The organism is Anaerobacillus alkalilacustris (assembly GCF_001866005.1).
Lineage (GTDB): Bacteria > Bacillota > Bacilli > Bacillales > Anaerobacillaceae > Anaerobacillus > Anaerobacillus alkalilacustris.
This window is the reverse complement of the sequence record NZ_MLQR01000001.1, coordinates 55,279-67,102: the sequence shown is the minus strand read 5'-3', so window position 1 is coordinate 67,102 and position 11,824 is coordinate 55,279. Positions and strand designations below refer to the sequence as shown.

Genomic DNA, 11,824 nt, shown 5'->3' with positions numbered 1-11,824 from the left:
ATAAGGACACTTCCTTCTGATTAGATTTGGCTTGGTAACTTAATTTTATCAGAAGTTGTCCTTATTTTATTACAAAAATAATCAAAGCCGGTGAAATTTTACTCGTCGTAAAATTTCACCGGCTTTTTCATTTCAGAGGTGGGTTTTGTCCCAGCCTCTTTTTATATAGGCATGAATTTATACTTCAACTAATATACGATTCTTTTTCGAATTTGTTCGTTCTTTACTCACCAATCCTAGTGTCTCTGCTGTTGAAGTATGAATTTCCTGCAGAAGATCTGGGTTTTCCATTAGCGATATGCCATAAGAAGGAATCATTTCTTTTATTTTTGGTTCCCACTCTTGCATATGTTCAGGGAAGCATTTTTCTAAAACCTCAAGCATGACGTGAACGGCAGTAGATGCACCTGGAGAAGCACCAAGCAATGCTGCGATTGAGCCATCAGCAGCATTAATCACTTCTGTACCAAATTGAAGTGTTCCTTTGCCGCCATCATCAGTATCTTTGATAACTTGCACACGTTGGCCTGCTACCAAAAAATCCCACTCTTCGCTTTTGGCGTTCGGGATAAACTCACGTAACTCTTCCATACGCTGTTCTTTCGATAACATAACTTGCTGAATCAAGTATTTTGTCAATGACATCTCTTTTGCGCCTGCCGACAACATCGTTAAGAGATTGTCCGGTTTTATAGAAGTGACTAAATCGAACATTGAACTAGATTTTAAGAATTTTGGTGAGAAGCCAGCAAATGGTCCAAATAACAACGATTTTTTATTGTCGATAAACCGTGTATCAAGATGCGGAACAGACATTGGCGGAGCACCAACTTTAGCTCTGCCGTAGACTTTTGCATGATGCTGCGCTACAACATCCGGATTATTACACACCATAAATATTCCACTTACTGGAAATCCCCCAATGTGTTTTCCTTCAGGAATACCGGATTTTTGCAGTAAATGTAGGCTTCCTCCACCGCCTCCGATAAAGACGAATTTTGCGGTATGCCGTTCAACAATACCGCTACCCGAATTCCGCACTTTCACTTCCCACAAGCCATCGCTAGTACGTTTAATATCACTAACACTATGTTGGTAGTTTACATCAACATTTTTACTATCTAAGTAGTCAAACAACATACGCGTTAAAGAACCAAAATTGACATCCGTTCCGCAGTCGATTTTGGTCGCCGCTATAGGTTCATTCGATGCGCGGTCTTGCATAATAAGAGGAAACCATTCCATCAGTTTTTCCGGATCATCGGAAAATTCCATCCCTTTGAAAAGAGGATTTCTTGTCAGTGCTTCAAAACGCTTCTTTAAAAACGTTACATTTTGTTTTCCTTGCACTAAACTCATATGAGGCAATGGCATAATAAAGTCCTCTGGATTATCTATCAGCTTACTGTTTACAAGATAAGACCAAAATTGCATTGAAACCTGAAACTGTTCATTAATTTTTATAGCTTTAGTAATATCTACAGATCCATCTGGTTTTTCATCCGTGTAGTTCAGCTCACACAATGCGGCATGCCCCGTTCCGGCATTATTCCATTCGTTCGAGCTTTCCTCTCCTGCGTTTACGAGCTTCTCAAATACGGTAATTTTCCAGTTCGGTACTAATTCTTTCAGAAGTATCCCCAAAGTCGCACTCATAATTCCGGCTCCAATTAAGATAACGTCTGTTTTAGTTTCTCTGTTGCTCATTTTTACCTTCCTTATCCCCTATATTTAGAGTAGGCGCTCCTACTTACTGGTCACACAACTTTACTCTCGATCAATTATAACCTTATTATATTGTATCAGTATTGTTAGAATATTAAAATATTTATTTACTATTATTTAATACTTATAATCTATTTAATAGCTGGAAATAAGTGAGAAGTGCACCCACAAGTCCCTTGAAAAAAATAAAGCCTTACTTGTGGGACGATCGATTCACCAAAAGATATAGGGATTAAAACATGAGACTTAAGCCCACTCAATGTATGGTCAAAGGCGATATATAGCTTAGTAGAGCTCGATTTTAGTAATAATGAAATTCACTCAATTAAAAGGACATTAATGATTAAATATTATTGAACCTTCAAAACGGCATTACTTAACAATACCTAATAACACCGATAAAGTAACACTAGTTTATAAGTACATATTTTAGGATTAATAATTATTCTTCAACAAATCTTAAAGTTGAAGAATAATTATGATAAACTTTCTAATGGTAGCCCTGGCGAATTTCTCGTGTAATGTTTTAATTTTATGGAAAACTATTTATAGTGAGGTCAATATGATTGTTACAGTAGTTACACTTATTCCCGGTTAGTCTTTCGGAGGCAACCATTATAGTTTGTATGAAACAAGAAAAGCGCAAGCGCCGCAGCTCTAGACGTAATAAGCTGGACTGAGTCGAGTGAGATATAGGAGAGTCGAAAGTCGTTAGACTTTCGTTCTCGACTTATCGTAGACGAGACGAAGGAAGCTTTCTAGTCGATAGGGCGCTGAAGCTAGACAGTTTCCAAGTTAGAAATTTATAAATTCTGATTATGCAAAATACTGCTTTACGCTTTTCTTTCTTACTTTACATACCTGTGACTTTAGGTGGAATTCTAATAAAACAAAAAAGAAATTTATACACTTTTCGGTATGTTTTTTAACTACACTTATCATCTTAATTTTTATAGAACGGAGGGATTGTTATGTCTTTAGCCATGACTGAAAATGAAATTTTACTAGCACTTATTCAATCCTTAAAAGAAGGAAAGAAAACGAAATTCCAAGAAATAATAGATGAATTGCAGCCTTACGATATGGCACAGCAATATCTTAACATTCCAAATAAACACCGAAATAAGTTTCTGCTATATTTATCCATTGAGCAACTTACTGATTTAATGCAACAATTAGTTAAAGACGACCAACTAGAAGTTCTTCAAAAATTAGGAATTGAAAAAACAACAAAAGTTCTAGACCTTATGGAAAACGATGATTTGGCATCCTTACTTTCCGAACTAGAACCAGAGAAGATAGAAGAACTACTTTCAGAAATGAAAAAAGAGGAATCTGAAATTGTTCAAAATCTAATGAATTATCCACCTGAAACAGCCGGTAGAATTATGAACAATCGATATGTCTGGATTCCGAAACATTTTACAATTCGTGAGGCCGTTGACAAATTGAAGCATTTCGCTGAACTTGCAGAATACTTAAACTACCTTTATGTTATAGATGAGCAGAAAAAGTTAGTAGGGGTTGTCTCTTATAGGGACCTTCTACTAGCAGACCTACAAGATAAAATTGAAGAAATTATGTATAGTAGAGTTGTGATGGCAGATGTTTATACAGATCAGGAAGAAGTTGCGAAATTAATTACTCGTTATGACTTTGTATCCTTACCAGTTGTGGAAGAAGATAATAGGTTAGTTGGGGTTATCACAGTCGATGACATAATCGATGTTGTTATTCAAGAGGCAAATGAGGACATAGAAAAATTATCTGCATCTGGTAAAGCGATTGATTTTAACACAAAACCATTAGTCGCTGCATATCGACGTCTCCCTTGGCTCATTTTATTATTATTTATTGGTCTTATATCAGGTGGTATAATAAGTAGCTTTGAAGAAACATTAGAAGCAGTAGTAGCCTTAGCATTCTTTATGCCCCTAATAGCAGGTATGACAGGAAATACTGGTACTCAATCACTAGCTGTCGTGGTTAGAGGATTAGTTTCGGAAGATTTAAATATAAAGCAAGTTGTTAAATTAGTATTTCGTGAATTATGGGTAGGCATCATCATTGGGATCACTTGTGGTATCTTAATTTCCATTATTGCGTTTGTTTGGCGTGGAAATTTCACACTTGGCCTCGTGGTAGGCAGTTCATTACTAATTACATTAATTATTGGTACATTAGCAGGGACGATCATTCCCCTAATCCTATATAAGTTAAAAGTTGACCCTGCCGTGGCATCAGGACCTCTTATCACAACGATAAACGATATTTTATCGTTACTCATATACTTCGGTATTGCTACAGCGTTTATTGTAAGACTAATGTAAAACTAAGCTATTAAACACTTTTATTTTTAACAGTCAAAAAGATTTTAAAATAAAAGTAAGACGACTTTTTCTCCTTTAACTGGGATATAAGTCGTCTTTGTATTTAGTTTTATCATTCGTCTAGTAACTTCAAGTACACTCGCATAAAGGCTTCCTTTTTTTGATTTATTAGTCAGGCTAGTTATTCTAATAGCACTTTATTGATAATCAATTCTATTCTCTGCTTTTCTACTATTGGTAGTACCGATCACCATTCCCCCTCTGATATAACAATTTTATTTGATATAGCTCTCCGACATCCTTTGTTATCTAATCCGAACTTTTTAAATAACCAAAATCCTTTCAAAAATTTATCGGTTACTCTGTATTTTTTGGGCCTCTGGTTAATAATTTTTTATTAATTATTCAGTATATTATGTATAATAGATTCGAAGTATTAAAAAGGAAAGGATGATGACTATGCCCATATAAATCCCGTAATAAATCTGCTGAACTACTTATTCTGGAATACTTAAATACTCGAATGAGTTTGTCCGAAAAAGAGAAGCAACACTTTTTCAATCTTAAAAAGGGGTATGATGGCGAGAAGATATTTGATGCATTGACAGAAAAAATTCAGTGTGAATGCTTAATATTAAATGATTTGCTACTCAAACAAAATAACACCATATTTCAAATCGACTCACTAATAATTTTTCAAGAATCCATCTACATTTTCGAAGTGAAAAATTATGAAGGTGATTATTATTACGAATCAGAGAGATTATACAAGGCCCCCAATTTTGAAATTAATAATCCACTAATCCAATTGAGTAGAAGTGAATCTCTGTTACGTCAGTTACTCCAAAATCTTGGATTTAGTTTACCGATTTATGCTTATGTCATTTTTATCAACCCCGAATTCACACTATACCAAACACCCCTAAACAAACCGTTTATTTTTCCGACTCAGATTAATAGATATTTAGAAAAATTAAATAAAATATCTTCAAAGTTAAATGAAAAACACAAGGTTCTAGCTGATCAATTAATTTCATTGCATATAAATGACTCTCCCTTTAAACTATTACCCTCTTATGATTATGACCATCTGCAAAAAGGAATCTCTTGTGCCACGTGCTCCTCATTTTCAATTACTATTGAGGGAAGGAAATGTGTTTGTAAAAAATGTGGACACGAAGAAGTGGTTGCAACTTCTGTACTGCGAAATGTGAATGAATTTAAGCTTCTTTTCCCTAATCAAAAAATTACTACAAATATCATTCATGACTGGTGTAAAGTGGTGAATTCTAAAAAGAGGATAAGAAGAGTTTTAGAAAAAAATTTTACTATAGTCGGGGTACATCAATGGTCTTATTATGAATAAAATCGATTTTAAAATTATCATTTATTTATAAGGTCCCTTTTTGAAAGACTATATCCTAGCCCTTTTTTGCAAATTTTGCCTTCAGATACACTATGAAGGCCTTTCCTCTTGGTTCTAGTTTGAAATTTGTCCTTCATCTCTACTATGAAGGACATTACCCTTATTCTTTTTTGCACATTTGTCCTTCATCTCTACTATGAAGGCCTTTCCTCTTGGTTCTAGTTTGAAATTTGTCCTTCATCCCTACTATGAAGGACATTACCCTTATTCTTTTTTGCAAATTTGGCCTTCATCTCTACTATGAAGGACATTACCCTTATTCTTTTTTCCAAATTTGTCCTTCATCCCTACTATGAAGGACATTACTCTTATTCTTTTTTGCAAATTTGGCCTTCATCTCTACTATGAAGGACATCGCTCTTATTCTTTTTTGCAAATTTGGCCTTCATTCCTACTATGAAGGCCTTTCCTCTTGGTTCTAGTTTGAAATTTGTCCTTCATCCCTACTATGAAGGACATCACTCTTATTCTTTTTTGCAAATTTGGCCTTCATTCCTACTATGATGGACATCACTCTTGTTCTTTTTTGCAAATTTGGCCTTCATCTCTACTATGAAGGCCTTTCCTCTTGGTTCTAGTTTGAAATTTGTCCTTCATCCCTACTATGAAGGACATTACCCTTATTCTTTTTTGCACATTTGTCCTTCATCTCTACTATGAAGGCCTTTCCTCTTGGTTCTAGTTTGAAATTTGTCCTTCATCCCTACTATGAAGGACATTACTCTTATTCTTTTTTGCAAATTTGGCCTTCATCCCTACTATGAAGGACATTACCCTTATTCTTTTTTGCAAATTTGGCCTTCAGATACACTATGAAGGCCTTTCCTCTTGGTTCTAGTTTGAAATTTGTCCTTCATCCCTACTATGAAGGACATTACCCTTATTCTTTTTTCCAAATTTGGCCTTCATCTCTACTATGAAGGACATTACCCTTATTCTTTTTTCCAAATTTGTCCTTCATTCCTACTATGAAGGACATCACTCTTATTCTTTTTTGCAAATTTGGCCTTCAGATACACTATGAAGGCCTTTCCTCTTGGTTCTAGTTTGAAATTTGGCCTCATTGGTCTACTTCTGGGATCGAAATAGAACCTCATTTACTTATGGTACGGTTCTCCCCGATTAATCCGAAACGCCCGGTACACTTGCTCCACCAAGAACAATCTCATTAACTGATGCGGAAATGTCATCTTAGAAAATGACAACGCTGCATCAGCGCGCTGCATAACTGCTGCGCTTAATCCAAGAGAACCTCCAATAATAAAGGTTACTTTACTGCGTCCGTAAGTCGCAAGCTTGTCTAGTTCCTTAGCTAGCTTTTCTGAACCCCACATTTCTCCTTCGATCGCTAACGCAATGACGTATGCATCTTGAGACACTTTAGTTAAAATACGCTCTCCTTCTTTTTCTTTTACTTGAAGCATTTCCGCTTCACTTAATTGTTCAGGAGCTTTTTCATCTGGAACTTCCACGATTTCTACCTTCGCATAAGAACTTAAACGCTTTATATATTCATTAATTCCATTTTTCAAGTATTTCTCTTTTAACTTACCTACCGTTACAATTGAGATATTCACAGTTTTTTTCCCCACCTAGAAATGTTATCCACATAGTTTATCCACATATCCACATAAATCGTATTTTTTTATCCACTTATTTTGTAAATAGCCTTGTCTGTACAAAAATGACACGTTGTGGATAACTCGTTTTTCGCTTCTATTTTTTCTAATACCGGAGCAACTTCTTGTTCATCAACAACAATATCCATTGCTAGTTCGACATGATTTTCACAACAATAATACACGTTCTTCTCTCCTTCGACGATAAATATTCAAATTCGCAATCATTACCTCATTTTAACTGTTTTCCACAGCATTATCCACAGATGATTAAATTTCATAAAAATTATTGCTATTTCTGTTTATACACAACTATTACTCCACATTTTAGTTTTCCACAATCAACAGGCAAATAATAATGAAATAGGTATTCAACACAAAAGAAAGCCTATCAGCAAAATAAACTGGTAGGCTTTCTACTATTAACTATAATGTTTGCTTTGTTAACGTGAAGGTCACGGTGTGCTTCTTACCATCTCGATAAAAAGTTACTTCGAGGTCGTCACCAATATTCTTTTTCGTATACAAATGTTTACGTAAATCATGTGTATCTTGAACTTTTTGTCCATCTAGCTCTACAATTACATCATACTGATCTAGACCTGCACGATCTGCTGGACTCATTGGTTCGACTCTTTCTAATATAACACCCGCTTTCACATCATCAGGTAACTTAAATGTTTCTTTCCAATGGTAACTTGGTACTTCTGAAAGAGAACGAATGACAATTCCCATTTGCGGACGTTGAACTTCACCGTACTGCTCAAGATCTTCAATAACAGGAACAGCAATAGCACTAGGAATAGAAAAACCAATTCCTTCAACAGACCCGGCAATTTTCATAGAATTAATCCCAATTACTTGTCCTTGGATGTTTATCAGAGCTCCACCACTATTACCTGGGTTAATAGCTGCATCTGTTTGTAATACCTCTGCTTCCCAGTCAACACGTCCATCTTTATTTAAATCAACTGGAACACTTCTTTCAGTCGCGCTAATAATTCCTTGTGTAACCGTACGAGAAAACTGTAATCCTAATGGGTTACCAATAGCAATCGCAGGTTCTCCTACTCTCAATAGCTCGGAATTACCGAATTCTGCTACTGTTTCAACATCGTCTGCTGAAATCCTTAGTACGGCTAAATCGGTTATAATATCTGCTCCAAGTAGTTCTGCTGGAACTCTTGAACCATTACTTAAACTCACTTCTATTTGTTGTGCTCCATCTATAACATGCTGATTTGTCACTACATATGCATGACCATTATTTTTCTTATAAATAACACCTGAGCCTGTTCCTTCTCCTTGGGAGGTTGACCAAAAACTTGATTGTTTTAAGTTAATAACACCTACAACTGCATCTGAAACACGTTCTACCGCTTCTGTTATATCTGAATTAACGGTTATGTTTAATGTACTATCTACCTGTGAGGAAGCTGGTATCGGTTCTAGTGAAGTAGTTTCAGCGCTTTGGCCTTTTGGAACTACTTCATAAGGTAGCAACCCGTAGCTGGAGAGAAATGGAACAGAAAAGATGACAAGCAAAGCTCCAACTACTGAACTAAAGAAAGCTGTAACTCCTATACTTTTTACATTTTTTCGTTTACTTCTTGTTTCTGTTTGATAATGCTCATCGTAATATCCCACCTGGTACCCTCCTTATTATTTTATCCAAAATATAATTTACCAAAATTCATGAAAAAATCCAGTATTTCATTTAAGATTTTTTTATTTTTCCTGTATTCCCGAAAATTGAAGTTTTAAACCTCAACTAACTCAGTGGGCTTAGCTGGATCTGTATCAAATAACTTTAGAGATTTTCCTACTTCTAACCCTTGTTCAGCTAACGTCTGTTTTACAGTCAAGTGAGCCAAATCCTTCATATTATTGTCTTGACTTAAATGTGCTAAATACACACGAGTTGGTTTTGTTCCAATAACCTCTGACATAGCAATCGCTGCATCTTCATTGGAAACATGCCCAACATCACTTAAAATGCGCCTTTTTACACTCCAAGGGTATTTCCCCATTCGTAACATATTCATATCATGGTTCGATTCAAAAATATAGACATCTGAATCTTTAATTGTTCCCTTCATTCGTTCACTGACATATCCAGTATCAGTAATAACTGAAAGCTTTTTTCCTTCATGATGAAATACATAAAACATCGGCTCTGCTGCGTCATGTGAAACACCAAAAGACTCAATATCTAAGTCTTCAAAACTTTTTGTTTCTTCCATATGAAAAATAAACTTTTGATCAGTTGAAATGTTTCCTAAAGCAGGCTCCATTGCTTTCCAAGTTTTTTCATTGGCATATATCGGAATTTGATATTTTCTTGCTAGTATACCAACCCCTTTTATATGATCGCTATGTTCATGCGTAACTAATATTGCATCCAACTCACTTGGACAACAGTCAATCTTTTTGAATAATTGATCCATCGCCTTGCCACTTAAACCTGCATCAACTAAAACTCGCTTTTTTTCGGTAGCAACATAAATGGCATTTCCTGAGCTGCCACTTGCTAATACACTGAATGTTAAACTCATCTATGCTTCTCCTCATTATTGTATATTTTGAATGGCGCCATCGATCGCATTTACATAATAAATCTGTTCATTTACACCAATATTCCACATTGGCGCAAAAACCTGAACCTCCCCTTGAGGTGGCTTAAAAAAACTATAATAACTCAACTCAATCTTTGTGATTACACTATCTGGCGGAATAAGCTGTTGGTTAAATAGTTTCTCTATTGCTCTCATACTTGAAAGCAGCTCTTGTTCCTTGCCTGGGGGGTGGATTGGTTGAATCGTCAAATAATTTTGTTCATACATAACAACTTCAAAATCATTGTTTAGTTGTAAAAGAAGTGGTAATCGTCCACTTTCATAATTATCAACTTTTTTGCCTTGATACGTTTGATAAAAAAACACTTGCTTTAACTTAGAATCATAATGACTAAAACGATAATGTTGACCAAAATTGATATGTTGTAGAACAAACTCTTTTGCTTGCTCTTGAATAGGTCCATCTTTTTGCCTGAAAGAATGCGGATTATTTAAACTAACTACTATTCCATCATCATTGACTTCCACAACTTTTTGAGAATTTTTTTTCCTCTCGACTTCTTTATCCAAAGGCACTTCAACTGCACCACTTATATAAGTTCCGGTAAGCTGTTCATCGAGCAACTCTGCCTCAATAACAATATTCATTTCCGAAAGTCGTTCTTGTATCGTAGCTTCTAATAGAAAATTAATATTACTAGCATCTTTTTTTTCATTTAGTTGATAACCTAGGAAAATATTAAGCAATAAGAAAGTAATAATGAAAATTGTTTTTGCTCTACTCCAATCCATCGGTTATCACCTCACTATCTTCCATACCATTAACAACATTTACGACTTCCCAACTATTATTGTAGTAAATAAACCATCTCGGCTCTAAAATAACAAATGACTGTCGTTTAACCATCATATACCCTACACTAATATCTGTTAATAAATATGGATTAAAATCCTCTTTATTATTTATTGCTTTTATAACTTCATAACCAGAGGGTAATATCGTAGACTCGCCAAGATTAATAGGTTCTTCGTCAACGAAAAACAGTGGCCGCTTATATTGTTCTATACGGTTTCCACTCCCTCGCTGTAGTGTGATTTCATATAAGTTATTTATCTCAAAAAAGTTGGCACGATATACCGGAATTCCGTCAACAAAGAGTCGAAAATTAATCTCATCCTTGTCACCTACTGATTTTACAGAATCATAGTAATACGAATTAGTAAAGCCACCGTGACCATTCAAGAAATCCAGTCCAGTAAATAAAATATGTTTATCATTTCGGTCAATCCCATCACCAAAAACAGGATTAATATACTGCAAAACATTACCGTTATTTAATACATTCATCATTCTATTTCCATCTGTGAAGGATTCTTCGCCATTTGACTGCAAATAGTTTTTTACAAAGCTGGGATCACTGAATAGTGATTGTTTAAAATGTTCAGCAGATATCGTTTTTGCTAAATATGTGCCACTATTTATCATTAAATCATCTTCAGGTAAAAACACGGTTCCCATAAAGCCACTACCATAATTAACGATATTATATGGGAATACTTCATAGTAACTTCCGTTTTTATCATCAACCGTTATATCTTCTCTAAAGCTCTCTGCAGAAATATTTGTTATGGCATTGGCTACGACTTGCTCATTATTAGAAATTAACCGTGCATGAACTTGTTCTTTACCATCACTAGATTCAATAAAAAAAACAATCCTATCTATATTTCTAATAAAACTACTTTTATTATTGTTGAAATGAAAAAACTCATTTAACGCTTCAAATGGAATACTCGATGGAAAAATAAATTCTATCCCTTTGAATTCCTCATCAATCTCTATATCTATAAAATTAGTAGTAACAGTTATTTGTTCTACTGATACCCCATGATACTCATCATAATATTTTTGAATGTACTCTAAGCTTCCAATGGGTGAAAATGATAATCCATCATTATAAAGAACAATCTGCTTTGGCCTAATTACCTGATCTAAGCCTTTTTCATCGCCAATTTGAGTACGATCAATATATTCTGTACTCTGTAATACTCTATAATTCGGCTGAAAAATCCAAATTTGATACGTTAAGAACACACTGAGTAAAATTAGGAGCCATAGAATGACGGTTTTCACATGTTCAATCATTA

General features: G+C 34.9%; 9 protein-coding genes. 2 read left to right on the top strand and 7 right to left on the bottom strand.

The window, feature by feature from the left end; all coding sequences use genetic code 11:
* Positions 1-177: 177 nt before the first annotated feature.
* Positions 178-1,707: a malate:quinone oxidoreductase gene (locus BKP37_RS00315; protein WP_071307765.1), complete on the bottom strand. Its 1,530-nt coding sequence runs from the start codon at positions 1,705-1,707 to the stop codon at positions 178-180.
* A 989-nt stretch (positions 1,708-2,696) separates the two neighbouring features.
* On the opposite strand from BKP37_RS00315, the gene mgtE reads away from it, so the two are divergent.
* Both mgtE and BKP37_RS00305 read left to right on the top strand, forming a co-directional pair.
* A complete protein-coding gene (gene mgtE, locus BKP37_RS00310; RefSeq protein WP_071307764.1) occupies positions 2,697-4,055 on the top strand; it encodes a magnesium transporter in 1,359 nt (452 codons plus the stop codon).
* Between the two features lie 499 nt (positions 4,056-4,554).
* Positions 4,555-5,421 carry a nuclease-related domain-containing protein gene (locus BKP37_RS00305; protein WP_071307763.1) on the top strand — a complete coding sequence of 289 codons (867 nt, stop codon included), beginning with the start codon at positions 4,555-4,557 and terminating at the stop codon, positions 5,419-5,421.
* Between the two features lie 1,157 nt (positions 5,422-6,578).
* Here the strand turns inward: BKP37_RS00305 and rlmH are convergent.
* From rlmH to BKP37_RS00275, 6 genes are all read right to left on the bottom strand, one after another.
* The gene (rlmH, locus tag BKP37_RS00300; protein ID WP_071307762.1) at positions 6,579-7,058 is read right to left on the bottom strand and encodes a 23S rRNA (pseudouridine(1915)-N(3))-methyltransferase RlmH; all 480 of its coding nucleotides are present in this window, start codon (positions 7,056-7,058) and stop codon (positions 6,579-6,581) included.
* A gap of 68 nt (positions 7,059-7,126) precedes the next feature.
* On the bottom strand, positions 7,127-7,285 hold the full coding sequence (locus BKP37_RS00295; RefSeq protein WP_071307761.1) for a CxxH/CxxC protein: 159 nt from the start codon (positions 7,283-7,285) through the stop codon (positions 7,127-7,129).
* A 241-nt stretch (positions 7,286-7,526) separates the two neighbouring features.
* Positions 7,527-8,747 (bottom strand): S1C family serine protease, encoded by a 1,221-nt coding sequence (locus BKP37_RS00290; RefSeq protein WP_071307760.1) that lies wholly within the window; start codon positions 8,745-8,747, stop codon positions 7,527-7,529.
* Positions 8,748-8,860: 113 nt separating this feature from the next.
* Positions 8,861-9,655 carry an MBL fold metallo-hydrolase gene (locus BKP37_RS00285; RefSeq protein ID WP_071307759.1) on the bottom strand — a complete coding sequence of 265 codons (795 nt, stop codon included), beginning with the start codon at positions 9,653-9,655 and terminating at the stop codon, positions 8,861-8,863.
* Positions 9,656-9,670: 15 nt separating this feature from the next.
* Positions 9,671-10,468 (bottom strand): two-component system regulatory protein YycI, encoded by a 798-nt coding sequence (locus BKP37_RS00280; protein WP_071307758.1) that lies wholly within the window; start codon positions 10,466-10,468, stop codon positions 9,671-9,673.
* A complete protein-coding gene (locus BKP37_RS00275) occupies positions 10,455-11,822 on the bottom strand; it encodes a YycH family regulatory protein (RefSeq protein WP_071307757.1) in 1,368 nt (455 codons plus the stop codon). The genes BKP37_RS00280 and BKP37_RS00275 overlap by 14 nt, the downstream gene beginning before the upstream one ends.
* Between the last annotated feature and the right edge of the window lie 2 nt (positions 11,823-11,824).

Bases quoted from the DNA above. Each gene is read 5' to 3' on its own strand.
- BKP37_RS00315 (WP_071307765.1), bottom strand. From the start codon at position 1,707: ATGAGCAACAGAGAAACTAAAACAGACGTTATCTTAATTGGAGCCGGA.
- mgtE (WP_071307764.1), top strand. From the start codon at position 2,697: ATGTCTTTAGCCATGACTGAAAATGAAATTTTACTAGCACTTATTCAA.
- BKP37_RS00285 (WP_071307759.1), bottom strand. From the start codon at position 9,655: ATGAGTTTAACATTCAGTGTATTAGCAAGTGGCAGCTCAGGAAATGCC.
- BKP37_RS00280 (WP_071307758.1), bottom strand. From the start codon at position 10,468: ATGGATTGGAGTAGAGCAAAAACAATTTTCATTATTACTTTCTTATTG.
- BKP37_RS00275 (WP_071307757.1), bottom strand. From the start codon at position 11,822: ATGATTGAACATGTGAAAACCGTCATTCTATGGCTCCTAATTTTACTC.